We start from the raw sequence: 25,934 nt of genomic DNA, 5'->3' as shown, positions 1-25,934 counted from the left end.
TGCTGTCTCTGCGGTCATGACATAGGCGAGCGTCGCCCAAGCAGCACCTGTGACAGATGCAGATTTGACATTCGACGATGCCGCAGTTGTCGGCACCGCGTTTGTCGTTCAAACGACCTTTGACGCAAGCGGTGTAATTGCTGGCAACAATTTGTGCTCCTTTCACCCAGTTTCGGAGTCAATATTGGCGTTGTAACCGATTTTCGCTGTCCGGTGGGGGACCTTCGCCGTTTCAGGGTCGAAACGAATTGCATCCGATGGCGGCAGAAATGCCTCTTTTGACGCGTCCGACTACGGGTTCGCAGATGGAGCTTACATCAGTTACTTGTTTGTTACCCGTTTCAGTGATGTTGAGGCCTTCCCCTTTGCAGTAGCAGCCATGATCGGGGTTCTCGTTGTCAATCCAACTGTCGCTGCTCAATTGCCAGGCGCCGTGTCGGGTCTTGCAGGCCTTGCAGCGGTGTCCGGCAGATGCGAAAACAAAAAACCGACTGGAAGAGGGTTTTAACATCGTGACATTAGCCACACCGACCTCCGTATACGCACCCGCTGTTTAGGTCGCCGAAAAGCTGACCCTTGTGAGAATTCGGTCATTCGATCGCAGCCGCGGACACGAACCACTTCCGCACGCGTTCTGCATTTTCACTCAGAGGACGGGATTTCGACCAGACGAGATAAAATCCCATGCCAGTCCGCCAGCTCCAGTCCATTCGGGCATTAAGCAGCTTCTTCCTGACCAGCGGACGAGCCAGGTGGTTCCACCCGAATGCAATGCCTTCACCGGAAATGGCGGCATTCAGAACCAGGGCGTAGTCGTTCAAACGCAAGCCTGAAGGCGGGATCGCAACATTGCATCCCTGCGCATCGAACCAGTCCTTCCAGCTGGGGCGCTCACGGACGGGTTCTTCCAGGTGGATCAGCGTATGACCGAGAATATCCGCCTTGTGCCGGAGCTCAGCAGCCGTCATCAGAGCGGGACTGGCAATCGGGTAGATAGTCTCCTCGGCAATCAGCGCGGCGTGACATCCCGGCCAACGCCCGTCGCCCCGTCGTATCGCCAGTGTGATGCCACCATCGTCTATATCCGGCTCACGGTCGCTGGATTGCAGGCGAAGGTCGATATTCGGGTGCAGGTCACGCAAGGTTCTCAGACGCGGCATCATCCAGTAGGTGTTGAAGGCGGTCGAGGCACAGAGGGTGACGATAGCGTTCCGGGCTCCCGCCTGGACTGCATGCGCCGCTTCAAGGATCTGATGCAACCCCTTGGACGTTTCCGCATAGAACCGGGCTCCGGCCGGTGTCAGCTCCACCTTCTTGTGCGACCGGCGGAAGAGTGGAGCACCGAGAGCCTGCTCAAGCCGTTTGACCGCCGCGCTGACGGCCGGTTGCTGGACATTCAGTTCTGCAGCCGCCCGGGTGAACGAGCCATGCCTGGCAGCCGCCTCGAAAATGAGAATGTAGCGCGGAGAACCGACGATCTTCCAGAGATTCTGCATAACTTCAGTTTATGCATAGAGTGACATTTTTCAATCGTCACAACATGCCTCGAAAACAGTAGCGTCACAGGATTGGTCCAGTGAAAGGTGACAGGATGGCGAGACGTTCGCGCGCGGCGCGCGGCCGCGTTGAAAACACACAGGTGGCAGCCCCGTTTGTCAAACGTGTGCTTCCCTATTTCGATCTCCTGGACGAAGAGCGGCTGGCCGCCCTGGAAGCCCAGGTCGACTGGATCTTCGAGGATGTCGGCGTTGCCTTTCGCGATGATCGGGAAGCGGTGCGGATCTGGAGAGACGCCGGTGCGAAAATCGACGGCGACATCGTGCGTGCCGACGCGGCCTGGATCCGCTCGCTTTGTGCCCTTGCTCCCCGCGAATTCACGCAGCTGGCGCGTGATCCGAAAAAGTCCGTCGTCATTGGTGGCAAAAACCAGGTGTTCGCACCAGTCTACGGATCCCCCTTTGTCCGCGATCTGGAAGGTGGGCGCCGATACGGAGATATCGCGAGTTTCGAGAAGCTGGTGAAGCTCACCTATATGCATCCCTTTCTGCACCATGGCGGTTTCGTCACGTGCGAACCTTGTGATGTGCCGGTATCCAAACGCCACCTCGACATGCTGTTCGCGCATATGACGCTCAGCGACAAACCACACCTTGGCGCAATTACCGAAATGAGCCGGGCTAGGGACAGCGTCGACATGGCTGAAATCGTCTTCGGTCAGGAGGTCATGGCGCAAAACTGCGTAATCATGGGCAACGTCAACACCAACTCTCCACTCCTGGTGGACAAGGTGGCAAGCGAGGCAGTGCGTGCCTATTGCGGACGCGGTCAGGGAATTGTCGTCGTGCCGTTCATATTGTCCGGCGCGATGGGTCCGGTTTCGACAGCAGCTTCGGTCTGCCAGGCAATGGCCGAAGCGATGATGGTCTGCGCCTTTTCGCAGATCGTGTGGCCCGGTGCACCATTCGTACTTGGAAACTTTCTCAGCTCCATGAGCCTCAAAAGCGGGGCCCCGACCTTCGGCATGCCTGAACCTGTCGTTTCGAACTATGTCATCGGCCAACTTGCACGGCGTGCCGGCCTGCCACTGCGGTGTGGAGGCTCGTTGACCGCTTCCAAGATCGAGGACGCACAGGCCGCCTATGAAAGCGCCGACTCAATGCATTCCACCATGCTGGCAGGAGCCAATTTCGTGATGCACGCCGCCGGTTGGCTCGAAGGGGGCCTATGTACCGGATTTGAAAAGCTGATCATGGATGCCGATCGTCTCGGGTCGTATCAAAAGGTCCTATCGGGCGGCCTCGACACGTCGGAGGAAGCCTTCGCGAGGGATGCCTACGGCGAAGTTGGACCCGGTGGTCATTTTCTTGGATCGGCTCACACCATGCGGAACTACCAGACGGCGTTTTACGAGCCGAAGCTTTCCGACAGTGAAAATGTCGAGAGCTGGGAGGAAGGTGGCTCGAAGGACATGCGCCAACGCGCCTTTGGACGCTGGCAGACCATGCTCGCCGACTACCAGCCACCGAAGATGGACGAGGCGACACGTGAGGAGCTGGAAGCATTTGTTGCCAGGCGAAAGGAAGAGTTGCCCGATGCCTGGTATTAGGATCACCGGCCTGAGGGCGACGCCCGTCAATATCCCGCTGGAAAAACCGATGTGGTGGACCGGCGGACATTATCCCGGCACGTCAAAGACCGTTATCGAGGTCGAGACCGATCAGGGCCTTGTCGGTCTTGGAGAAGCGCCGTCGGTCGATGTGCTTTCGACCATCAGGGAAATGGGTGAACGGCTGATCGGAGAAGATCCGCTGGATATTGCAGGTTGCGAGAACCTCTGCGTACCGCCCTGGCAGATCGTGCAGAACACGGACGACAGTTCCGTGGTCAAGGCATTCGGAGCCATCGAAATCGCCCTGTGGGACCTGCGCGGCAAAGTCACGGGCGAACCGCTCTATCGTCTTCTTGGCGGTGCTGTGCGCAAGAACATCCCCTTCACGGAATACTTCGCCTTTCGCGAGGGCGGAGAAATGCGTCCGGAGGAGATCGCCGACTATTGCGTCCGCATGCGCGAGGAACACGGTGCCACCATGTTCGAAGGCAAGCTGATACTGGGTGACCCGAACCTGGAAATCGAAACCGTCAGGAGACTGCGTGCTGCGCTCGGGCCGCAAGACATGATCAGGCTGGACAGCAACATGCAATGGTCGCTGCCGAGTGCGATCCGGATCTTCCGTGAAATCGAACCATTCGACATCCGCAACTACGAGGACCCGGTCGCCACATTCGAGGAGATGGCCCAACTCCGCAGGCATTCCTCCATCCGGATATCGACGCATGCTCCGGACATCCGTCGCGCCGTCGCACTTGGCGTACCGGACTACATTGTCACAAATTTCGCGGTGCTTGGCGGTATCTCCAGAACTGTCCGCTTTATCGGCGCCTGCGAAGCCATGGGTGTCGGCTTCTGGTGCTATTCCGGTGATGCCGGGATCGCGACCGCCGGCTATCTGCACATGTCTGCAGCCATGCCCTGGATAACCGAGCCGAGCCAATCCCTGTTCCGCTGGCAGGTAGGTGACGTCATCGAGGGTGGCCCGTTCCGGCAGACCGACAATGTGATCGCCGTTCCCGAAGGACCCGGGCTTGGTGTCACACTGGACCGTGATGCCTTGGCGCACTGGCACCGGCACCTGGTCGAAAACGGGCCACTCGACCATTTTCGCGACCCCGCACTGCCTGGCCGGTTCAGGCGACTGCCACTCGATTGAGGAGATCCGAGATGCCCGAGATCCAGAAAGACGAAACCGGTGGCGGCAAGAAACTGCCAAGTCACGCGCGGGTCGTGGTGATTGGCGGCGGGGTCGTCGGCTGCTCGATCCTGTTTCACCTGGCGAAGTTCGGCTGGAAGGATGTCGTGCTCCTGGAACGTGACGAGCTGACCTCCGGATCCTCCTGGCACGCGGCAGGACAGATTCATACTATCAGTTCCGACCCGAACATCTCGCGCCTGCAGTCCTACACAATTGATCTCTACCGGGAAATCGAGGAGATCTCCGGGCACAGTGTCGGGCTTCACATCACCGGCGGGTTCTACCTGGCATCGACCAGGGACTGGTACGATTATCTCAAGCGTGAACGTTCCAAGGCGCGCTACATGGGCCTCTCCCAGGAGTTCATCAGTCCCAAGGAAGTTGCAGAACGCCATCCACTGATCGACCCGAAACACTACCACGCAGCACTCTGGGACGATCAGGACGGAGATCTCGACCCGTCAGGCGCGACCTATGCCTTCGCCAAGGCAGCGCAACATCACGGCGCCCGTTATTTTACCCACACGCCGGCAACCGTAACGACGCAGCGCACGGACGGATCCTGGGATGTGACCACTCCCAAAGGCGTCATCAACGCCGAACATATCGTCAATTGCGGTGGCCTGTGGGCTCGGGAAGTCGGCATCATGCAAGGCGTGCACCTGCCGGTGCAGCCCATGGAGCACCACTATCTGATCACCGAAACGATCCCGGAGATCGAGGAAAGGATGAAGCAGGGCGAGCCAGGGCGACTGCCTGCCGGGATCGACTATGAAGCCAATATCTATTTCCGTCAGGAGCGTCACGGCATGCTGCTCGGGACCTATGAACCGAAGGGCACGCCCTGGATGGTTGACGGAACCCCCTGGAGCTTCGGTCATGAATTGCTGCCACCGGATATCGATCGTGTTGCGGACCGTCTCGAAATGTCCTTCGAGCGTATTCCGGCCATGGGCAATGCCGGCATCAAGAACATCGTCAATGGTCCCTTCACTTTCGGCCCCGATGGCAATCCGATGATCGGTCCCGTGCCGGGCATGCGCAACTACTGGTGCGCCGTCGGCGTCATGGCGGGGTTCTGCCAGGGTGGCGGTGTCGGCCTGACCATGGCGGAGTGGATGATCGACGGCGAGCCTTCGATCGATGTCTGGGCAATGGATGTTGCCCGCTTCGGCGACTTTGCGACACCCGACTGGGGAACCGTCAAATCGACCGAGAATTACGAACGCCGTTTCGTCATGACATTTCCGAACGAGACGCTGCCCAGGGGGCGCCGTCAGAAGACGACTGCACTGTTCGACCGACTGGTTGCCAGGGGCGCCGTGATGGGACAGGGCTTCGGTCTGGAAAATGCGCTCTGGTTCGCCGACGGGCCTGAGGATGCGCGAGAGGACCCAACCTTTCAGCGAAATCGCAGTCACGATTATGTCGCCCGGGAAGTGAATGCCGTGCGCGAGGCGGTCGGCGGGATCGAGATCGCCAATTTCGCCAAGCATGAATTCAAGGGAAGCGGTGCGCGTGCCTATCTTGACCGTGTTCTGGCAGGCCATGTACCCAAGCCGGGCCGGTTGACGCTGACGCCGATGCTGACCGAAGCCGGCCGGCTTTACGGCGACCTGACCGTAGCTTGCCTCGAGGAAGGGCACTTCATGCTGTTCGGATCGGGAGCAATGCAGGAAGCGCATCGACGGTGGTTCGAGCGTGATCTGCCGGAGGATGTGTCCTACGCCAACGTGTCCGACGACTGGCACGGCGTCGCATTGTCGGGGCCGAATTCCCGCGAGTTGCTACGGCGGCTGATGCGTGAAGACATTTCGGCGGAAGCCTTCAGGTTCCGTGATGTACGCCATAGCTTTGTCGCCGGCGTACCGGTCATTCTCAACCGGATCAGCTTTTCAGGCGAACTCGGCTACGAGATCTATTGCCGCCCTCAATACCTGCTCCGTCTCGCCGAATCCATCGAGGCTGCCGGCGCTGATCTCGGCTATCGCTGGTACGGCGCGCGTGCCCTCATGTCGATGCGCCTGGAAAAGAGCTGGGGCGTGTGGACGCAAGACTATCGGCCCGATTTCAACGCCGTCGAAAGCGGCTTGGACATTTTCATCAACTGGAAAAAGGACTTCGTCGGCAAGAAGGCAACGCAAGCTTTTCGCGACGAGGGTGTCCAGCGGAAGCTCGTGACCATGACGATCGATGTCGATGGAATAGACGTGTCGACTGATGAGGCGATCCTGAAGGACGGTATTGCCGTCGGATATGTGTCTTCCGGCGGTTTTGCGCACCATGTCCAGCGTTCGATGGCAATGGGCTATGTTTCCACGGAATACAGCACGCCGGGGACTTCTCTGCAGGTAGAAATTCTAGGAGAGTTCTTCGACGCAGAAATCCTGGGATCTCCGATCTATGACGCGAACGGGGCAAACATGCGCGCCTAGCGCACTCGCTTGACAATTCCCTGCAGCATTCGGGTCAAAGCCGCCGTGTTTCCTTGAGGCGCTTTTGCTGCCCGAGGCTCACACGCGCGTCCGGGCGACGACACTGGCGTCGGTCTGGCGTTCCGGCTTTCTGTGTTTTCGGCAATGCATTCGGGCATTCCGTACATGGCTTACATGCCGGTTACATTAGATACAAATGATACAAACTAATTGTTGGAAGTGAGTATTTCTGTTCCTAAGTTGAAGGAGTATCAAAACTTCTTTTGACACCTCGCCTTGTAGATATTTGAAAGATTATTTGATCATCATACGCCAACTGATCTGAACGGTTACGTAGATCCGGCGGCAATTTGCAACATTTTTCCGGGATACCCGCCATGCCGATCTATTCCTCAATCGGGATCACTGCCTCTGTTGGGCGAAGCGGCCAGAACCGCGCGCAGGACGTTGTCGCTGTCCAGCAACGGCTCAACGACCTCATGCACTCACCGCGCATTCCGCTCGTGGTCGACGGGCAGTCCGGTCCGAAGACCCGAGGGATGATCAAGGACTTTCAGAAATCCGTGCTCGGCTTTCGCTGGCCCGATGCCCGTGTCGACCCTGCGGCAAAAACGATCATCGCGCTGAACGATCCATCTTCGGAAGGTATATGGGCGCAGATGTCCATCCCCGAGTTTCCGCCCGATCCAGGCCCCCAGCCCGAGGAAGACGACGAAAAGGGCAAGGGCGGAGCCATCACCAAGCAAGACGTCATTGACAGCACGATCGACAAGATCAAGGCAACACAGAGTATTACTTCCCAGGAAGAAACCTACTACCGGCAGATCCTGGAAGACATCTGGAAAGCCAACAAGGGCGCCTATACGGATGGTGGCGCCGGCCTGACGGTCGAACAGCGCGAGAAGCTGATCACAATCGGACTGAATGGCTTCAAGATCGTGAAAATGTCGCTCACATTCGCGGCTGCCGGCTCTGCGGCCGCCACCGTATTCGGTTACATGAGCATGCTGGCACCTTTCCTGATGGTCTATGGATTCTATCGTGCACTTGGCCACGCCATGGATTCCGGCGCACGGGTCTACGGCGGTATCAGCATGGCCTACTACACGACCTATTGGGTCTTCGGCGGCATGAAGCCGGTGAGCTGTCCGACATTCGTCAAGCGCAACGAAGAAGCTCCCGAACAATGGCGGACGGACCCCGACAAGCTGGAAACCCACTGGCGCAAGGGGCAGAAGGACGCCAGGCGCGGCCTGGAGGAGTATTGCAAGAGCGTCGCCGCCAAGACCGGTACAACACAGGCAGAAGCGGAGGCTGTCTTCAAGGCTGCGCTACGCATCGGCAAACCATCCATGCTTGCCCGCGCTCTGCTTACGGATATCTCCAAGAAGGCGCGTGCCGAGGGCGACCACAACGTTGCCAATGTACTGAAGCTGTTTGCCGACGAACTGATTTATCCGAAGTGAGGAAAGCCGGATGATTCACGCCATCTGGTGGACGGATTGACCGCCCTGCGTGAAGACCCGCTGATTGTGCGGGGTCACGCCGAAGCGGTTCTGATAGGTACGAATGAAGTGGGATGGAGACTCGTAGCCGCAGGCCAGAGCGATTTCCGAAATCGACTGTTCGGTCTGAAGGAGCAGGTTCCGGGCCTTGGTGAGCTTCTGGTTTATCGCGTATTTCTTCGGCGACATCTTCAGATGCTTCTGGAACAGTCTTTCCAGTTGTCGTGTTGAAATACCGATACGGCGTGCGATCTCGGAGGTTGGCATGAAATACGGTGCGCTTTCATTGAGCAACCGGATCGCCTCGGCAATGTGCGGATTGCGGATACCGTAGCGCGCCTGCACGGATATCTGCTGCGTGGCATGTGCCGGACGAACGCCCGAATAGACCATCTGGTCGGCGATCGCCATGGCGAGATCCATCCCGTGCGTTTCTCCGATCAGGTGCAGCATCAGGTCTGTTGCCGCTGTCCCCCCAGAGGCTGTAACGAAGGTTTCGTCGGCAACAAACACATTGCGCACCAGCTCGACATCGGGAAAATTCTCCTGAAAACTGTCATGGAAAGCCCAGTGCATTGCTGCACGCCTGCCATCCAGAAGGCCTGCCTTGGCCAGAACAAAGGCCCCGGAACAGATCGCACCGATCAAGGTTCCGCGGGACCGTTCCCGGCGAATGAAGGACAGAACGTCCGCAGACGCCCTTTCCCCGACATTCAAACCCGAAATCAGAAAAAGACTGCTTCTTGACGGCAAGGGCTCAAGACCCTGATCAACCAGGGTGACTGTTCGGTTCGAACAGGTCGCGCTTTCTCCCGAAGGCGACGCCAGCTGCCATCGATACAACTCCTTGCCTGAAAGAAGGTTGGCAATCCTGAGTGGCTCGACAGCGCAGGAGAAAGCAATGTGGGAAAAATCATCAAGCAAAAGAAAGGTGACGTCGATGGTGCGGGACATGTCGCTTTTCTCCGGCCTCTGTCGCCTCATGCTCATGAAGGCGGCAAGCGCATTTGTATAATTATTGTGTTGCTATTGTATTCATCATGTATACAAGCAGGTCAACAAAAATCGAAACGGAGCGGTTCCATGCCCAACGTGCGCGGCACAGCCAAATCGGTTGCCTATGAGGATCTGAAGCGCGAAATTCTAACGCTTGAGCGCCAGCCGGGCAGTGCTTTGGAGGAGAGCGAGCTTTGTGACCGGTACGGCCTGTCGCGAACACCTTTGCGCGAGGTGCTGCAGCAGCTTTCGGGGGAAGGCTATGTCACGCTGCAGCTGAACCGCGGTGCGCGTGTCTCCGACATGTCGCACTACACACTGCGAGACTTCTTTCTCGCAGCGCCACTGATCTACAGTGCCGTCCTGCGGCTTGCGGTTCAAAATGCCAGGCCTTCGCAGATCGAAGATCTCAAAAGCGCGCAGGAAGCCTTCCGGACCGCCCTGAGAACAGGCGATACAACAGACCGTGCGCTCACCAACGACAAGTTCCACCGGATCACCGGGCAGATGGCCGGCAACAGCTACCTCCTGGCGAGCCTTGACCGGCTCCTGATCGATCACACCCGCATTGCCATGACGTTTTTTCGCCCGAAATCCGGTGCGAAGGATGACCGGCTTGCCCTTGCCTGCCAGCAGCATGACGAAATGATCGCCTGTATCGAAACCGGCGACGAGGACCGGGCAAGTGAACTGGCGCTGGAACACTGGGCCCTGTCGCGCGACCAGATCGAATTGTTCGTGATGCCTGACGGGCTTGAGGCACCTCTCGGCGCCCCGCTGGGTGTAACGGCGAAACAGAAATCCGCATGAGGAAAAAATGACACCCATAATGGCTTTCGAGGGCATTTATACGCCCGTGGTCACCCCCTATGACGACGACGGTCGTGTCGTGTGGAGCGCCTTGGAACGAGTGATCGATCATCTGGTAGACAGTGGCGTACAGGGTTTGATATCCGGCGGCTCGACCGGCGAGAACTATACCCAGACGGTTGAAGAACGTCTTGAACTTGCCCGGTTCACCAAGGACAAACTCGACGGACGCCTCCCTCTCATTGTCGGCACCGGCACCATGCGGACGCCGGATTCGATCGCGCTCGCCGAAGGGGGCGCTGGAATGGGTGCAGATGCCCTTCTTGTCGCAACCCCGCCCTATGCAGTGCCCACGGAGCGGGAAAATGCCCTGAATGTACTGACCATCGACAGGGCCGCAGACCTGCCGATCATGCTCTACAACTACCCGGGCCGGATGGGTGTCAACATGGGTGAGGAATTTCTCGACCGCGTTGGCCGTTCGCGCAATGTCTGCGCAATCAAGGAAAGCTCGGGCGACATCAATCGGGTGCACCTTCTGGCGCGAGATTACCCGCACATCCAGATGTCCTGCGGCATGGACGACCAGGCATTGGAGTTTTTTGCCTGGGGTGCGCGCAGCTGGGTCTGTGCCGGATCGAACTTCCTGCCGCACGAGCATGTCGCGCTCTACAAGGCCTGTGCCGTTGAAGGTGACTTTTCCAAGGGTCGCAGGATCATGTCGGCAATGATGCCATTGATGCGTGTCCTTGAGCAGGGTGGAAAGTTCATTCAATGCGTCAAGCACGGTGTCGAAATGACCGGCCTCGACGCAGGCCCGCCACGCCCGCCGCTGAAAGCGCTCAACAAGGACGACAAGCGGCAGCTGGAACAGGTTATCCGGGTTCTGAAATCCACAATTGAAGACATTACGGCGGGAGCATGAGCATGACGGATCTTCTGACGCGCGAGGAATACAAAACGCTCGCGGCCAAACTTGCTCTGCCGACCAGCGCGTTCATTGACGGCAGTTACCGGCCCGCGCATTCGGGCAAGACGTTTTCAACCGTCAATCCCGCGACGGGCGACACCCTTGCAGAGGTCGCGGCCTGCGGCGCCGAGGACGTCGAATTCGCCGTTGTGAAAGCACGCGAAGCCTTTGACGACGGACGCTGGTCGAAACTGCATCCATCGGAACGCAAGGACATTCTGATCCGCTTTGCAAAACTGCTGACCCGCAACCGGCGAGAGCTTGCGGTGATGGAAAGCCTCGACAGCGGCAAGACAATATTCGACTGCGAAACTGTCGATGTTCCCGAAACGATCAGCTGCATAAAGTGGCACGCGGAAGCCATTGACAAGATCTATGATCAGGTTTCGCCGGCTTCCGACGATCATATCGCCATGATCGTGCGCGAACCGGTCGGTGTCGTCGGCCTAGTTCTTCCCTGGAACTTCCCGCTGCTGATGCTTGCCTGGAAGATCGGACCGGCGCTGGCAGCAGGGTGTTCGGTCGTGGTGAAACCGGCTGAAGAAACGTCACTGACTGCCTTGCGCGTTGCCGAACTTGCAATGGAAGCCGGTATTCCGCGCGGTGTCCTGAACATTGTGCCGGGAACCGGCCCGGAAGTCGGCGAACCGCTCGGCCGGCACATGGACGTCGACATGATTTCCTTCACCGGTTCGACCGAGACCGGGCGGCGTTTCCTGCGGTATGCGGCCGACAGCAACCTGAAGGAAGTGGTTCTGGAAATGGGAGGCAAGAACCCGAGCGTCGTTTTGAGGGATGCCGAAAATCTCGACCGCGTTGCCGCTCACGTGGTCAATGGCGCGTTCTGGAACATGGGTGAAAACTGCTCGGCAAGCTCACGCCTGATCGTCGAAGAGGAGATCAAGGACGCATTGCTGGAGCGGATCTTCGCACATGCCCGGGAATGGACCATGGGCGACCCGCTTGATCCCGAGCACCGGGTCGGGGCACTGGTGTCATCAGATCACTTCGGCAAGGTCTGTTCCTATCTGGAGACCGGGGCAACCGTACTGATGGGCGGCAAGGCTCATGACGGTGCCTTTGTCGAACCGACCATTCTGGAAGCCTCGCGCGGGTCACGCGTTGCGCAGGAAGAAATCTTTGGGCCCGTGCTGAATGTCATGACCGTCAAGGGGTTCGACGAGGCAATCGAGCTGGCAAACTCCACCGAATACGGACTGGCCGCTTCGATCTTCACAGCCAACGCCAAAAAGGCCCTGCGCGGCGCGCGTGCCATTCGCGCGGGAACCGTCACCGTCAACTGCTTCGGTGAAGGTGATATCGCAACACCGTTCGGCGGCTTCAAACAGTCCGGCTTTGGCGGGCGGGACAACAGCCTTGCTGCCCACGACCAGTACACGCAGATCAAAACGATCTGGCTGGATCTGTCCGACGACGAGGACGAGGCTGTCGGATGACATCAACCTGGTCCGCCAAGACGTTGCCGGACTTGCCAGGACCCGCAGCCTGGAACCGGATACTGGCGGACCAGCCCGCGCCTCAGACCCTGGCAGGCTCGACAACCGCCGATGTTGTCGTCATCGGCGCGGGTTTTGCGGGGCTGTCTGCAGCACGGCGCCTGACCCAGATTGATCCTGCCCTGAAAATTGCCGTTCTGGATGCCTGCCGAGTTGCGGAAAGTTCCGCCGGCCGGAATTCAGGTTTCATGATCGATCTGCCGCATGAGCTGAATTCGGAAGATTATGCAGGTGCGGGCGATGACCAGGCGATCACATCCTTGAACCGGCAGGCGATCGCCTTTGCCGGTGAAGCAGTTGAAGACTACGGCATCAATCCGAATTTCTTTGATCGTGCCGGCAAGATCAACGGTGCGGCCAGCGCCAAGGCCGTCCAGCACAACGAAAGCTATGCAACACATCTCCAAGGTCTCGGCGAGGCCTTTGACATGCTGGATGCCGCACAGATGACGGAGATCACAGGGAGCCGTCACTATCTTTCCGGGCTCTATACGCCCGGCACCATCATGCTTCAGCCCGCGGGGTATGTTCGCGGGCTGGTGGACGGGTTGCGGCGTGTCGGTGTCCGCATTTTCGAACATAGTCCCGTACATCGGTTTTTACGCCAGGGAGGCGCGTGGAAGGTCGTCACACCCGAAGGCGACATTGCGACACAGAAGATAATACTGACCGTGAATGGTCACCTTGAAAGCTTCGGCTTTGAACGCGACCGGTTGATGCAACTCTTCCTGTTCGCCGTCATGACGCCGGAACTGGACGCCGACGCCGTTTCAAGACTGGGCGGCTCCCCGAGATGGGGCGTGACGCCTTCGGATCCGATGGGAACGACAATGCGCCGCATCGATACTGACCAAGGCGGCAACCGGATCGTGACGCGCACTTGCGCGCTTCTGAAACCGAACATGCGCCCTGAACCGAAAAGCCTGGAGCGGGCGGCGGGCGTGATGCAGCGGAAATTCGATCAACGGTTTCCACAGCTTGCAGGAATGCAAATGGAATACAGGTGGGCTGGGCATCTGTGCCTCAGTCTCAATTCGGTGGCTGTCATGCGGGAACTGGAGGACGGTGTATTTTCCGGCTGTGTACAGAACGGCCTCGGCACAGCGCGCGGAACCCTTACCGGTATTGGCGCTGCAGATCTTGCCTTTGGCGTTTCCAGTAAAATCACCCGCCACTTCGGCACGGAGGCTTCGCCGACGAAACTGCCGCCGCAGCCCTTTCGCGAGATCGGAGCCAACATGGTCCTGCGCTGGAAGGAATGGCGGGCGGCGGCAGAGTAGATCGTTCAAGCAGTTCGGAAGTACCACTCGAAAAGGTAACCGGACAAAAGTGACCCGATCACCGCCAGCACCAGGTACAGCAGAAACGGCTTCAGCCGCAGAACCGGGAAGATCGCAAGAGCGCCCCAGATACTGACTACCCCTCCTGCAACGAGAAACGCCATCGCGGCACCTGCTGCCATGCCGTTGTCCAGAAGGGCGCGGGTCAGAGGCAGAGCCGCATAGCCGTCAATGTATGCCGGTGCGCCGACAAAGACCGCCATGGGTATCGACCACCAATTGTCGTTTCCGACATAGGTCGCAAGCGCTCCGGGCGTGAGAGCTGTATTGAGTGCATATTCGGCAAAAAAGGCCGGTATCAGACAGATCAGGATGAGGCGCGTTGTCGAATAAGCCTGCCTTTTCAGGACGGTAGTCCTTTCACTGTCCTGCCAGACATACGGGTTGAAACCGTTGTCCTGTCCGCAGGCACAGGCGGAAGACGACACTGTCAACCTGTTGGATCTCAAGGCAGTTATGCCGCTTTGCTGTCGAAAAACCAGCGATGTGACAAAGCCGCCAAGCAGACCCATGCCGAAGGCTGCCAGCGTCTTGCCGATCGCAAACGGCATTCCAAGTGTTGCCGCTGTTGTCGCCAGCATCGCCGGATCAGTGATCGGTGACGACAGCCAGAACGCCATGACGGGTGCCAAAGGAACACCGGCTCCCAGAAGTCCTGCCATAAGCGGAAGCACGGTGACGCCACAGACCGGCGTAATTGCCCCGATCAACGAGGCCATAAGAATTGATCGACCATGATTGCCCTCGAACGCGAGCCTTATCTTGCTGTCCGCGCCGCTGGCGATGATCCACGCCGTCAGCGCAATGCCGGGAACGACTAGCGGCGAGACGGCAACAAGACCAAGTATCGAGAATTTGAACCCTTCCCAGAAAAAACCCGGCCAGATGGCGACGGGCAGGATCATCAGAGCGACGCAAGCAGCCAGTCGAAGCGACCGGATCCTGATCGCGGTCAAAGCAGTGCCACGGACATCCATTTTTTTGGCTCCTATCGTTTGTGGTTGCACGATAGAAGCAAATCATTCATAAGAAAAACGAATATCTTTAATTTCTGATATTGGTAAAACCGATGCAACATCTCGACAGTGATCTCTTGCGCACTTTTCTTGCCGTTGCCGAAACAGGCAGCATCACGGAGGGCGGACTGAGAATCGGAAGGTCTCAGTCCGCAATAAGCCTCCAGATGGCGCGACTTGAGCAGATCGTCGACCAACCGGTGTTCCACAGAACCGGCCGCGGCGTCACCCTGACGGATGCGGGAAAACAATTGTTTCCGGTGGCAAGGGAAGTAACCGCAAGGCTGGATGCGACGCTGCGCGACCTCACGTCCACGTCCCTGAGCGGGACATTGCGGCTTGGAATCCCGGACGATCACGGCAGAACAAAACTGACGCAGATCGTCGGAAGGTTCGTACAGGCGAACCCGCAGGTTCAGCTTGACGTGACCTGCTCATTGAGCCCGGAATTTCCGGTAATGCTGTCCAGCGGCAGACTTGATCTCGCTGTCTACGAGGTTCAGAATCCGTCTTCAAGCGAAGAGGTCGTATTCGAGGACACCACGCACTGGGTCAGCAGCAAGCACAGGAACCTTCTGGAGACAGATCCTCTGCCCGTGGCGTTGTTCGACCGTGCGTGCTGGTGGCGGGACGCGGCAATCAAATCCCTTTCCGCGAGTGACAAAGCCTTCCGCGTTGCCTATTCCAGCCAGAGCGTGGCGGGAGTAAAGGCGGCAGTCGAGGCAGGTGTCGCTGTCGGTCTGCTCGGTCGTTCCTCGATCGACGGTTCGATGACGATCCTCGATGAGGTTCACGGATTTTCGCCAACTCCTTCATCCAAACTTGTTGTCGGTGTCGGTGACCAACAGGATGCGAACCTGATCAATTCTATGAAATCAGCTATTCGTGCAGTGTACCAACGCCAGCCGGAGACCATCATCTAGAGTGCATCCATCGCATGTTGGATCAATTGATGGACAGGCTTAAATCGAACTGCTTCGGCTCAGGGAAGGCTCAACCGGGTCATTCGCCCGCCATCCACGACATAAGTCTGCCCCGTGACAAATCCGTTCTCCTCAGCAGCGAGGAACGCAACAAGGGCGGCCACTTCTGCCGGTTTTCCGGTTCGTCCAACCGGATGGAGAGCACCGACATCCCGCCTGAAGGCGTCCGGATCCGGCATCGCGTTGATGAAATCGAGATTGAGGTCGGTATCGATCCAGCCCGGCGCGACGGCATTGCACCTGATGCCATGCTTGCCATGATCAACAGCCACCGCACGCGTCAATCCATGCAACCCCGCTTTCGACGCCGAATAGGCGGCGTGATGGGCATTGCAACTGATGCCTTCGATGGATCCCACGTTCACAATGGCACCACGGCTTTGCCTGAGATGCGGCAGCGCGTGCTTGATCAGAAGGAACGGCGCAGTGAGATTGACATTCAAAGAGCGCTGCCAGTCGTCAAGATCCATCTCTTCTGCGACGGCTTCCTGCATGATCCCTGCGTTGTTGACGAGCACATCCAATCGGCCCGCGCGCGCGGCAATTTCACCGACAATGCGTTCGGGCATAGCCAAATCTGCAAAGTCTGCAGGCACATGTTCGAAGTCAGGGTCCTTGCCACGCTGTGCGGTGAACACCCGGGCGCCCTCGTCGCGCAGCCGCATGGCAATGGCCCTGCCGATCCCGCTGCGCCCTCCGGTAACGATCGCAACCTTGCCTTCGAACCGATTCATGATACCGACTTTCCGCCATTGACCTCGACAAGGGATCCACACATGTAGCGGGCCGCGTCGGACGCAAGAAACAACACGACCTCCGCAATATCGGCGGGCGCGGCGACCCGTCCGAGTGGAACGGTCTTGCCGAGTTCCTCGATTGCCGATTGCGGGTCAAAGCCGCGTTGTTCGAAACCGGAACGCAACATCGGTGTGTCGACTTCGTTCGGGCAAACCGCATTGATCCTGATACCCTGATGGGCATGGTCATGACCCATACACCGGGTCAGAGAGGCAATCGCGGCCTTTGTCATGCAATAAAGCGCGTGGTTCGGACCGGGGTTCACGCCCCAACACGATGCAAGATTGACGATCGCGCCGCCACCGGATGCAGCCATAATCGGAATACCTGCGCGGCAGATCCGGAAAGGTGCCTCCACATTGACACCGACCGAAAGCGTCCAATCCGCATCACTGGTTTCGGTCACGGGGCCCCGGGAAATTACGCCCGCATTGTTGATGATGATATCGAGACCGCCGAGTGCCTCCGCCGTCACCACCGGCAGCCGGTCAGCGTAAGATGCCTCCAGCAGGTTTCCGGCAAATACCGCATCAGCCGCAACGCCATCGCAGTTTCGATCAGCGGCAGCCACTCTTGCACCCTCGGCCCGCAGCATCTTCGTGATTACCTGACCGATGCCGCCTGCGGCTCCGGTCACCAGAACACGCTTTTCTGAAAATCGCATGTGAGATCTCCCGGTCAGAACGAGGCGATGGGCGCACCGAACAGTGCTTCGTTCACCTCAATGCCAAGTCCGGCGCCCTGCGGCAATCGGATGTGGCCTTCGCGAATTTTCACGCCTTCATTTATCGTATAGGGCGTTTCGATCATGGGTTCGGCAAGCCAGACACCTTCAAGGAGCGACGGCTTCACAGTGGCGGCGAGATGAGTGCAGGCGGCCGCGATGATGTCACCACCCCAGGAATCATCGCATGTATGGGGCAGATTGAATGCTTCACAGACATCCCTGAATGCGGCCATCTGCTGCAAACCGCCGATCCGCGTTACCTTCATGCCGAAACCATCTACCAGCCCGCGTCCTGCGGCTTGAATTGCGGTGGCAAGATCGACGCCGCTTTCATCCATGTAAATGCCGTGGGAAACCTGCGGCCGGATCTTTTCCAGATCCTCGATCCTGTTGCAGGGTTGCTCCATCACGAATGGAATGTCCTGGCATTCCCGGCTCACACGGAGCGCGTCGCGTGTTGTCCATCCCCGGTTGCCGTCGATGGCGAGCCGCATGCCAGACGCTGAAACCGTTTCCCAGACCTTGCGGATCGTTTCGATATCGAGTTCCACGGGACGGCCGCCGACCTTGATCTGCAGACGCGGGTATCCCTCATCCCGTTTCTGCGCGGCCAGCCTCGCGATGTCGTCGGGCGCTCCTACGCCTGTCGCATAGTAAGACGGCAATCGTTCCCGTGTCGCGCCACCCAGCAGATCGGCAACCCGGATATCGTAGTGTCTTGCCAACAGATCGTGGGCGGCAATGTCGACTGCTGCCTTGGCATAATTGTGCCCGTTGAGCTGACCATGCATGAGCCTGTTGATTGTCAGCGGCTGGATCTCTTTGCCGATCAATGCCGGGGCCAACTGTCTGAGCGCAGCCTGCGCACCGCGCGCATGTGCTTCGGCATATGTCGGTCCGACCGGGCATGTCTCACCCCAGCCAACTTTACCGTTGTCGGCAACGAGCTTGACCAATGTCGATTCCAGAGCCCAGACCTGTGCGTTGGCCATCGTGTATGGCCCGTTCTTCACCGGAAGATCGTGGCGAAATATCTCGACCGATTTGATTTTCATCTGGCATTCCGAAATGCTGGGAGACAACGGGAAGGACAGGACGCCTCTCCCGGCGATCGTCAGTAGTCCTGGTTCAGGGCGTCTTCCGCTGGAATTTCACGCTCGCGGCGGGCAATATAATCGAGCAACGCCTCGTTTCTGGCTTCATCGAGTTTCGGCTCCTGATATTCGGACAAAAGCTTTCTGGCCTGTTTCAGGGCCCGCTCGGTAATCTCGACTTCCCCTTCCGCCTTCCATTGTTCGATCGAATTGTTGTCGAACATGTCCGGCATGAAGAAAGCCCGCTGGAAGTTCTCCTGGGTGTGGGGATGGCCGAGGTAATGACCGCCCGGGCCGACATCACGCACCGCGGCGAGTGCCTCGTCGAAATCGTCCCAGCGAGGCCCCTCCGCCATGCGATAGACCATCGCGCACTGTTCGGCATCAACGATGAACTTGGCAACGCAGCAATGCATGCCGGCCTCGTTCCAGCCCGCCGCATGCCAGATGTAGTTGGCACCTGCATGGATGACCGCGTTCAGGGTTGTGGCGCTTTCGTATCCGGCCTGCGCGTCGAAGGTTTTCGCTCCGCCGAGTGATCCCGAGCTGCGCCACGGGACGTCATAGTACCGGGCCAGTTGCCCGATGAGAAAATTCATCAGGCTGATTTCAGGCGTACCGGCCATCGGAGCGCCGGATCTCATCGACACCGTCGACAGGTAGTGCCCGTATATTGCAGGCGCACCTTTGCGGATCACCTGGGTATAGGCGAGTGCGCTGAGAGCCTCCGCGTTGAGCTGCGCCACCGCCGGAACGACAGATGCCGGTGTATTGGCGCCACCAAGCACAAAGGGTGAGCAAAGAACGGGCTGGTTCCGCTTGCTGAAGGCCCGCATGGCGCCGAGCATGGTCTCGTCCCAGACAAGCGGTGAGTTGCCGTTACAGTTTCCGGTCGTGACCGGATGATTTTCCAGATATTCCTCGCCGAACAGGATCGCGCACATGTCCATGACGTCTTCCGCATTCTTCGGACTTGTCGTCATGCCCATGAATGTCTTGTCGGAATGTTTCATCGAGGAATAGGTGATACGGAGGTGGCGGTGGCTGATAGGGTGGTCGTAAGGTTCCACGATGTGGTGTGCACTGGAGTGGATCGCCGGAAGCATGTGACTCAGCTTGTGAAACATGGCCAGGTCATCCAGCATCGGATTGCGCCGGACGCCGTCCAGGTCACGCAGGAAGGGTGCACCGGTCATCGGAACGAAGATCGTTCGATTGCCACCTACGGGAACGTTCTTCTTCGGGTTGCGGGCGTGATAGGTGAAACTGGAGGGAATGGTCCTGATCAGTTCGCGTACATGCTCGCGGTCAAGATAAACCCTCTCTCCATCGACCCTGGCGCCGGCCTTCTTCCAATCGTCCAGAGCGATCGGATCACGAAAGATGATGCCGACATCCTCCAAGATCGACATCGACGCGTCGTCGAGTTTCCGGATCTGATCTTCATCGAGTGGTTCGCACAGCGGCAGGTTCCGGGCAAGTCCGGGTAGCATGTCGTGGTCGGGAGCGGTCCGAAGGGCCCTGCGGCCTGCCCGGCCACCGCTACGGCTGCGAGCTGCAACATTCATGAATGTCTCCGAATTCTGGTCTGCTTTAACTTCAGCCTGCTCGTTCGGAGCCGCATTTTCCTGTCCGAAACCGAACACGGGGCGCATTTTCCGACATTGCCGCATTATTCGGCGATCTACAGGAACTCCTCCGGGCCGAAAACGCATCATCCTCGATTGCGCAAGCTCCTCAGATCCACCCCGCGATGTGCCTTGAAGCTTCGGATCAGGGTCGAGGCACCGGCAAAACCGCAGCGCAGTGCAATATCGTTCAGGGACAGATCGCTAAAGAGGACAAGCTGCCTTGCCCGGTCAAGGCGCATGAGAAGGTAGTATTTCCCGGGAGGCATCTGCAGTTTCTCGACAACGAGGCGATGAAGCGATCGCTCGGACATGTTCACGGCACGGGCAATGTCGGCGATCGTCATCGTCTGCTCCAACGCTTCGGACATCACCCGGATTATCCGCTTCAGCTGGTGCGGTGCGCTCGATGCCAGCGTCAGATCGAAACCGGAAGCGCCTGACCGGCGTGCGTTGTCGTGAAGGAACATCGCCCCTGCATCGAAGGCAGCAGCCTGACCAAACCGGTCACCGATATAGTTGAGGATCAGGTCGAGTGCGGCAGACGCGCTGCCACATGTCCAGAAGCGGCCATCCTTGACGAAACGGTCAGACAGGACACGCACCTTGGGAAAAGTCTCGGCGAACTCGTCGAGCAACTGCCAGTGAAGGGTTGCCGAACGTCCGTCGAGACAGCCCAACATTGCAAGTTTCCAGGCGCCTGTGTCCGCGGCGATGATCGTGCAGTCCTGAGTGAGTGAGGAAAGGTAACGGCGAAGCGCTATCAGCGCATTGCCCTCACGAAACTTGTCTCCCGAGATCAGAAACACGAGATCCGCGGGCCCGGCATCTGCGAGGCGAGTGTCCGGAGAGACCTTGATCCCACTCGAACTGCTGACTTCGGTGTCTGCCTCTGTCGCGATCTTCCAGCAGATCCCTGCTCCGGCGCGGTCCCGCACGACCCGCAGAGGCTCCAGCAGACAGGCCAATACCATGTTCGAGAAGGACCCGGAGAGCAGAATTGTCACATTGAAGTCAGGCATTGGCAGATAGGGACAGCTTTTTGGCAGAATCGGCACAGCTTTGTTCCCCCGCTTAAATAATCTGTTTCCCGAGGAGAACAAGTCGGAGGGCTTATCGTGCAGGAAAGGCCGCTTTCGCACATCAGGGTGCTTGATTTCGGGCACTACCTGGCTGGGCCACTGGTCGGAATGATGCTTTCCGATCTTGGCGCCGAAGTGATCCGGATCGATCCACCCGGAGGCCCGCGATGGAAGGCCCCGGTCTTCGACATGATTTCCAGGGGTAAGCGGGCGCTGACGCTCGATCTCAAATCGGAAGAAGGCCGTCTAACGGCTCTGAAGTTGACCGCGAGATCAGATGTTGTCATCGACAATTTTCGCCCCGGCGTGATGGCAAGGCTTGGCGTTGGCCCCTCATCTTTGCGCCGCGCCAATCCGGCGATCATCTCCCTGTCGCTGCCAGGATTTGCATCCACAGATCCGGAATTGCGGGAGATTGCAGCCTGGGAAGCCGTGATCGCGGCAAGAACCGGTCAGTTTACGGATATGGGACTTAACCGCCGTCTGATGGGCATCAACCCGTCCTTTACACCACTCGGACTGGCGTCCGCCTACGGCGCAGCATTCGGAGCAATGTCGGTCCTGTTCGCGCTTCGCGCGCGGGAGCAACTGGGCGGTGACCATATCGAAGTGCCACTCGCATCGGCGCTGTTCGAAGGGCTGGTCTACAACAGCGAGCAGATCGAGGACTATCCGGATCGCTACAAGTCGCCACGCGAACTGGAATTGGAACGCCGCGAGCGGCTTGGACTGCCCAACAATCTGAGTTATCCGGAACTCTCGGAGTTTCTCGACCCCTTTTATCGCACTTACATGTGCGCGGACGGGCGCGGCTTTTATGTGGTTGCCTGCTCGATCGTGACGCATCCGCGCCGGGTCCTGGAACTCCTGGGTCTGCAGGAGCTGTTGAAGGATCTGCCGGATTTCGACGTATACCTCGATAGAGGCGACTGGCCATCGGACTGGGCCCTTCGAAATTATCCCGTCGGGACGCAAGATCGCGGCAGGATCTCGGATGCCATGAAGGCAGCGTTCCTAACCCGGCCCTCACATGAATGGGAAACGCTGTTTGGTGCCGCGAAAGCGCCTGCAACCACACAGCGCAGCACCCGGGAATGGCTGAAGGACCCACACGCGCTTCAGTCCGGTCTGGTCCTGGAAGTCGACGACCCACGCCATGGCAAAATGCGTCAGATGGGAAACATCTGCTGGCTATCTTGTGATGGCGACGCGGTCAACAAGCGGCCTGGTCCATTGCCAGACGACATGCGCCCCGCCCTGCCTGAACTTCTGTTGGAACCTCCAAGAACGCAGCAGGTATCGAAAGTTGGCGGCTGGCTGGACGGGCTCAGGGTTCTTGATCTGACAAACGTGATTGCAGGGCCGACCATCGGCTCGACGGTCGCGCGCTTTGGAGCGGAGGTCACCCTTGTTCAACCGGTCTCGCCATCCGTTGATCCGTGGAATGCAGTCGTGTTCGGGCTTCAGGCGCAACGTGGCAAACGAAGCATCCTGTTGAACCTGCGCACGGCCGAAGGCCAAAGCGCGCTTTGGAAACTGTTGTCGGAGGCAGATGTCGTGACAATGAACGGAACGGACGAGCAGCGTCTGTCTCTTGGTTTGAGCGAAGAGCGGTTGGCCGAGATCAATCCAAAGCTGATACTCGTTCAACTGGACGCCTTTGGCGCACCACTCCGCGGTCCGAAATCGGACCATCTCGGTTATGATGATCTGGCCCAGGCGGCTACAGGCGTCATGACCCGATTTGGCGGCGGTCCGGATACGCCGGAAGAACACGCACATTTCGGCACGATTGACGTCCTTGCCGGTTTTTGCGGTTGTGCGGCGCTCGGAGCCGCCTTGGAACGGTTGCGCGTAACCGGCTGTGGCGGCATTGCCAGGGCGTCGCTCGCTTCTGCCGGCGAATTGATCCAGGCCCAATTCATGTACGATTTCAACGGCCGGGCGCCCTTTGACGAACCTTCGGGTCGTCATGTGCGCGGATGGGGAACGTTCTACAGGTGCTATCAGGCAGCAGACGGCTGGATGTTCTTTGCGGCCCCTACGTTACAGCAGAGCAGTTTGAACCACGTTCCTGAATTTCATGACCTGTTCAATGCTCAAGAAACCGACCTTGAGGAGACACTGACTACTCGCTTTCTGCAGCAACCGATAAGGTACTGGGCTGAACGTTTTTCAGGAACGGCGGCGGCCGTTGTGCCCCTAAGCTCTCTTCATGCAACGCGAAAGGCAGCGCTCAAGAAGGAGAGTGAGGGTGAGGCCGACATTCGTTCCGGTACCTTCAGCGCGATCCGTCATGACGCGCACCCGATGGGGCGATGGGTTGACCTTGTTGCTCCCAATGCCGTCCGCCCTGAACAGGCACAGGTTGTTGTTCCCGGCCCGGCTCCCAAATACGGGGCTCATACCAGGGATATCCTCTCAGAACTGGGTTATGAGGCACGGGAAATCGACGCGATGATCGCCAAAGGCTCCGCCGCAGAACAATGGTCGGAGAAATATCTTCCGGAATAGTTTCATGAAGGATGAGAAATGCCTGTCGACATGCTCAAAGTCCCCTTGCGAACGGTGCCGTTTCTGATTCAACGCTCACAACACTCCCGTGTGAATCGCAACAATTTTCTTGCCACAATTGACGGGAAGCGGCTGAAAACTTGGAAGATAATGATGCTAAAAGTTAAATAATGTTAATTTCAGGGTCGTTGCAAGATGATACTAAAGTATTCAATAATATTAGCAGCTCAACATGCACCCAGAATGTGCGCCGCTGCCCAAAATTGAAGCAACTGGTCAAATCCTGTGCCGCAATGCGGAAAAATTGGATTTAATCAAGATCGAAAAAATGAAAGGAATAATTTCATCCAAAGGGTAGCGGAATCGGCAGTGTTCGTGTTTTGCTGATTATATGTCGCATATGAGCTTTGCAAATACCGGAAAAATGCTGAAGCTACATTTGGGAAACTCGCAGGCCTTGTGCCTGAAAAAAATCCATAAGGGGAGTAAGTATGACAAAATCCAAAAACCCGGAGTTACTGAACAATCTTGAGAAAGCGGCCCGTACCGGCGGCATCTCAAAACGTGAGTTCCTGCAATACTCCATGCTCGCGGGCGTGACGGCCTCCACGGCAACCGGACTTTGGACTTCGCAAGCCAAGGCACAACCCAAGCGTGGTGGAACGTTCCGCTACGGCGTACACGACGGCAACACGAGCGATAACCACGATCCAGGCACCTATCAGAGTGTCTATTCCATTCAGCTGGCGCACACGCACCGCAGCTATCTAACCGAAATTACGGAAGAAAACGGCCTTGGTCCCGATATGGCGACCGGTTGGGAAGCAAGCCCGGATGCCAAAGTCTGGACGTTCGAGCTCAATACCGATGCCGTATTCCACGATGGGCGTAAGTTTACCGCGAATGACGCCGTTGCTTCGTTGAATCACCACCGCGGCGAGAAATCGACATCGGCCGCCAAGGCTCTCCTCGATAGTGTCGTCGACATCAAGGTAGATGGTGACAAGCACATCGTGATCGAGCTCGACCAGGGCTTTGCCGATCTGCCGTGGATCATGACCGACTACCATCTCGTCATGCTGCCGGCAAAGGATGATGGTTCGGTGGACTGGGAAAGCGGTGTCGGCGCCGGCCCCTACCAGATCGAGCAGAACGAATTCGGCATTGGCACAACCCTTGTCCGTCACGACGGCTGGCACCGCGAGGGAGCGTGGTTCGACCGGATTGACATGACGGTCCTGAACGATCCGAACGCCCGCCAGACCGCACTTGTAACCGGTGATGTGGATGCGATTTCATCCGTGGACCTGAAGACCATGGCGCTGCTGCAGCGTCATCCGGATGTTGAACTCGACAACATTCCTTCGGGATCGGCAATCACACTGCCAATGTTCTGCGATGTTGCACCGTTCGACAATGTCGACGTACGCATGGCGCTGAAGCTGGCGATCGACCGCGAGGAAATCGTCGAGAAGATCGTTTTCGGCACCGGCACCCCGGGCAACGATTTCCACGTCTCGCCGAACATGCCTTACTTCCCGGCAGATATTCCACAGCGCACATACGATCCTGAAAAAGCCAAATGGCACCTGAAGCAGGCTGGTGTGGACAATCTTTCGGTCAGCCTGTCCGCTGCGGACAGCGTGCTGCCGGGCGCAGTGGACATGATCGTGCTCTACTCCGAGCAGGCGAAAAAGGCCGGCATCGACATCAAGCCGGTTCGTGAGGCAAACGACGGCTACTGGTCGGATGTCTGGCTCAAGAAGCCCTGGGTGTTCGTCAAGTGGGGTGCGCGCCCGACACCGGACAACATGTTCACGCTCGCCTACAAGGACGACGCTGCCTGGAACGAAGCGCACTGGAAGAATGCGCGCTTCAACGAACTGCTGCTTCAGGCCAAGGCGGAGCTCGACGAAACAAGGCGGGGCGAGATGTATCACGAAATGTGCACGCTCGCGCGTGACGACGGCGGCACAATCATCCCGATGTTCGTCAACTTCGTCTACGCTCGCCGCAAGAACGTCAAGCACGGCCCGAGTGTTGCCTCGTCCTGGGAGACGGACGGCGCACGGGGAACACACCGCTGGTGGTTCGAAGGCTGATATCTGAGATCGCGGCGGGCCTGGCTCGCCGCTTTCAACATGGGGCCGCCCTTTTGAGGGCGGTTCCGCACTAGACTGTCGGGTATTTCAAAAAGACAAATTCAGGA

General features: G+C 58.2%; 19 protein-coding genes. 11 read left to right on the top strand and 8 right to left on the bottom strand.

Annotated elements, in window-relative coordinates:
• Window positions 1-590 precede the first annotated feature (590 nt).
• Window positions 591-1,496, bottom strand: coding sequence for a LysR substrate-binding domain-containing protein (locus tag LA5095_RS24110; RefSeq protein ID WP_055119622.1), 906 nt, complete (start codon window positions 1,494-1,496; stop codon window positions 591-593).
• Window positions 1,497-1,576: 80 nt separating this feature from the next.
• Between LA5095_RS24110 and LA5095_RS24105 the strand changes: the two genes are divergently transcribed.
• From LA5095_RS24105 to LA5095_RS24090, 4 genes are all read left to right on the top strand, one after another.
• Window positions 1,577-3,106: a trimethylamine methyltransferase family protein gene (locus LA5095_RS24105; protein WP_235814790.1), complete on the top strand. Its 1,530-nt coding sequence runs from the start codon at window positions 1,577-1,579 to the stop codon at window positions 3,104-3,106.
• Entirely contained in the window at window positions 3,093-4,268 is a 1,176-nt protein-coding gene (locus LA5095_RS24100; protein WP_199485849.1) for a mandelate racemase/muconate lactonizing enzyme family protein, read from the top strand. Before LA5095_RS24105 ends, LA5095_RS24100 begins: the two co-directional genes overlap by 14 nt.
• Window positions 4,269-4,279: 11 nt before the next feature.
• Entirely contained in the window at window positions 4,280-6,745 is a 2,466-nt protein-coding gene (locus LA5095_RS24095) for a GcvT family protein (RefSeq protein ID WP_055119618.1), read from the top strand.
• A gap of 377 nt (window positions 6,746-7,122) precedes the next feature.
• On the top strand, window positions 7,123-8,211 hold the full coding sequence (locus LA5095_RS24090; RefSeq protein WP_055119616.1) for a peptidoglycan-binding domain-containing protein: 1,089 nt from the start codon (window positions 7,123-7,125) through the stop codon (window positions 8,209-8,211).
• A gap of 15 nt (window positions 8,212-8,226) precedes the next feature.
• Here the strand turns inward: LA5095_RS24090 and LA5095_RS24085 are convergent, their stop codons facing one another.
• Complete coding sequence (locus LA5095_RS24085; protein ID WP_055119834.1) at window positions 8,227-9,204, bottom strand: GlxA family transcriptional regulator; 978 nt, start codon at window positions 9,202-9,204, stop codon at window positions 8,227-8,229.
• A 129-nt stretch (window positions 9,205-9,333) separates the two neighbouring features.
• On the opposite strand from LA5095_RS24085, the gene LA5095_RS24080 reads away from it, so the two are divergent.
• From LA5095_RS24080 to LA5095_RS24065, 4 genes are read left to right on the top strand one after another with little or no spacing between them, the layout of a single operon-like run.
• On the top strand, window positions 9,334-10,056 hold the full coding sequence (locus tag LA5095_RS24080; RefSeq protein ID WP_055119613.1) for a GntR family transcriptional regulator: 723 nt from the start codon (window positions 9,334-9,336) through the stop codon (window positions 10,054-10,056).
• A gap of 19 nt (window positions 10,057-10,075) precedes the next feature.
• Window positions 10,076-10,981, top strand: a complete 906-nt coding sequence (locus LA5095_RS24075) for a dihydrodipicolinate synthase family protein (RefSeq protein WP_055119611.1) — start codon at window positions 10,076-10,078, stop codon at window positions 10,979-10,981.
• A 2-nt stretch (window positions 10,982-10,983) separates the two neighbouring features.
• Window positions 10,984-12,483 (top strand): aldehyde dehydrogenase, encoded by a 1,500-nt coding sequence (locus tag LA5095_RS24070; RefSeq protein ID WP_055119832.1) that lies wholly within the window; start codon window positions 10,984-10,986, stop codon window positions 12,481-12,483.
• Window positions 12,480-13,823 (top strand): NAD(P)/FAD-dependent oxidoreductase, encoded by a 1,344-nt coding sequence (locus LA5095_RS24065; RefSeq protein WP_055119608.1) that lies wholly within the window; start codon window positions 12,480-12,482, stop codon window positions 13,821-13,823. The genes LA5095_RS24070 and LA5095_RS24065 overlap by 4 nt, the downstream gene beginning before the upstream one ends.
• A gap of 5 nt (window positions 13,824-13,828) precedes the next feature.
• On the opposite strand, the gene LA5095_RS24060 is transcribed toward LA5095_RS24065, so the two are convergent.
• A complete protein-coding gene (locus LA5095_RS24060; RefSeq protein ID WP_055119605.1) occupies window positions 13,829-14,860 on the bottom strand; it encodes a permease in 1,032 nt (343 codons plus the stop codon).
• A 92-nt stretch (window positions 14,861-14,952) separates the two neighbouring features.
• Between LA5095_RS24060 and LA5095_RS24055 the strand changes: the two genes are divergently transcribed.
• Entirely contained in the window at window positions 14,953-15,822 is an 870-nt protein-coding gene (locus tag LA5095_RS24055; RefSeq protein ID WP_055119603.1) for a LysR substrate-binding domain-containing protein, read from the top strand.
• Between the two features lie 59 nt (window positions 15,823-15,881).
• On the opposite strand, the gene LA5095_RS24050 is transcribed toward LA5095_RS24055, so the two are convergent.
• The 5 genes from LA5095_RS24050 to LA5095_RS24030 form a co-directional block, all read right to left on the bottom strand.
• Entirely contained in the window at window positions 15,882-16,616 is a 735-nt protein-coding gene (locus LA5095_RS24050) for an SDR family NAD(P)-dependent oxidoreductase (protein WP_055119601.1), read from the bottom strand.
• Window positions 16,613-17,344 (bottom strand): SDR family NAD(P)-dependent oxidoreductase, encoded by a 732-nt coding sequence (locus LA5095_RS24045; protein ID WP_055119599.1) that lies wholly within the window; start codon window positions 17,342-17,344, stop codon window positions 16,613-16,615. The genes LA5095_RS24050 and LA5095_RS24045 overlap by 4 nt, the downstream gene beginning before the upstream one ends.
• A gap of 14 nt (window positions 17,345-17,358) precedes the next feature.
• A complete protein-coding gene (locus LA5095_RS24040) occupies window positions 17,359-18,462 on the bottom strand; it encodes a mandelate racemase/muconate lactonizing enzyme family protein (protein WP_055119597.1) in 1,104 nt (367 codons plus the stop codon).
• 59 nt (window positions 18,463-18,521) lie between these two features.
• Complete coding sequence (locus LA5095_RS24035; RefSeq protein ID WP_055119830.1) at window positions 18,522-20,069, bottom strand: trimethylamine methyltransferase family protein; 1,548 nt, start codon at window positions 20,067-20,069, stop codon at window positions 18,522-18,524.
• A 146-nt stretch (window positions 20,070-20,215) separates the two neighbouring features.
• The gene (locus LA5095_RS24030; protein ID WP_208992840.1) at window positions 20,216-21,187 is read right to left on the bottom strand and encodes a GlxA family transcriptional regulator; all 972 of its coding nucleotides are present in this window, start codon (window positions 21,185-21,187) and stop codon (window positions 20,216-20,218) included.
• Between the two features lie 60 nt (window positions 21,188-21,247).
• Here LA5095_RS24030 and LA5095_RS24025 point away from each other — a divergent pair, with 60 nt between their 5' ends.
• Window positions 21,248-23,725: a CoA transferase gene (locus tag LA5095_RS24025; protein ID WP_055119592.1), complete on the top strand. Its 2,478-nt coding sequence runs from the start codon at window positions 21,248-21,250 to the stop codon at window positions 23,723-23,725.
• A gap of 491 nt (window positions 23,726-24,216) precedes the next feature.
• Entirely contained in the window at window positions 24,217-25,827 is a 1,611-nt protein-coding gene (locus tag LA5095_RS24020; protein WP_055119590.1) for an ABC transporter substrate-binding protein, read from the top strand.
• Window positions 25,828-25,934: the final 107 nt, after the last annotated feature.

The sequence above is a fragment of the Roseibium album genome, from assembly GCF_001404515.1.
Taxonomy (GTDB): domain Bacteria; phylum Pseudomonadota; class Alphaproteobacteria; order Rhizobiales; family Stappiaceae; genus Roseibium; species Roseibium album.
The sequence above is the reverse complement of the archived record's forward strand: the minus strand, read 5'-3'. Positions and strand labels throughout refer to the sequence as shown.

Bases quoted from the DNA above. Each gene is read 5' to 3' on its own strand.
- LA5095_RS24110 (WP_055119622.1), bottom strand. From the start codon at position 1,496: ATGCAGAATCTCTGGAAGATCGTCGGTTCTCCGCGCTACATTCTCATT.
- LA5095_RS24100 (WP_199485849.1), top strand. From the start codon at position 3,093: ATGCCTGGTATTAGGATCACCGGCCTGAGGGCGACGCCCGTCAATATC.
- LA5095_RS24095 (WP_055119618.1), top strand. From the start codon at position 4,280: ATGCCCGAGATCCAGAAAGACGAAACCGGTGGCGGCAAGAAACTGCCA.
- LA5095_RS24090 (WP_055119616.1), top strand. From the start codon at position 7,123: ATGCCGATCTATTCCTCAATCGGGATCACTGCCTCTGTTGGGCGAAGC.
- LA5095_RS24085 (WP_055119834.1), bottom strand. From the start codon at position 9,204: ATGTCCCGCACCATCGACGTCACCTTTCTTTTGCTTGATGATTTTTCC.
- LA5095_RS24080 (WP_055119613.1), top strand. From the start codon at position 9,334: ATGCCCAACGTGCGCGGCACAGCCAAATCGGTTGCCTATGAGGATCTG.
- LA5095_RS24075 (WP_055119611.1), top strand. From the start codon at position 10,076: ATGGCTTTCGAGGGCATTTATACGCCCGTGGTCACCCCCTATGACGAC.
- LA5095_RS24070 (WP_055119832.1), top strand. From the start codon at position 10,984: ATGACGGATCTTCTGACGCGCGAGGAATACAAAACGCTCGCGGCCAAA.
- LA5095_RS24065 (WP_055119608.1), top strand. From the start codon at position 12,480: ATGACATCAACCTGGTCCGCCAAGACGTTGCCGGACTTGCCAGGACCC.
- LA5095_RS24060 (WP_055119605.1), bottom strand. From the start codon at position 14,860: ATGGATGTCCGTGGCACTGCTTTGACCGCGATCAGGATCCGGTCGCTT.
- LA5095_RS24055 (WP_055119603.1), top strand. From the start codon at position 14,953: ATGCAACATCTCGACAGTGATCTCTTGCGCACTTTTCTTGCCGTTGCC.
- LA5095_RS24050 (WP_055119601.1), bottom strand. From the start codon at position 16,616: ATGAATCGGTTCGAAGGCAAGGTTGCGATCGTTACCGGAGGGCGCAGC.
- LA5095_RS24045 (WP_055119599.1), bottom strand. From the start codon at position 17,344: ATGCGATTTTCAGAAAAGCGTGTTCTGGTGACCGGAGCCGCAGGCGGC.
- LA5095_RS24040 (WP_055119597.1), bottom strand. From the start codon at position 18,462: ATGAAAATCAAATCGGTCGAGATATTTCGCCACGATCTTCCGGTGAAG.
- LA5095_RS24035 (WP_055119830.1), bottom strand. From the start codon at position 20,069: ATGAATGTTGCAGCTCGCAGCCGTAGCGGTGGCCGGGCAGGCCGCAGG.
- LA5095_RS24020 (WP_055119590.1), top strand. From the start codon at position 24,217: ATGACAAAATCCAAAAACCCGGAGTTACTGAACAATCTTGAGAAAGCG.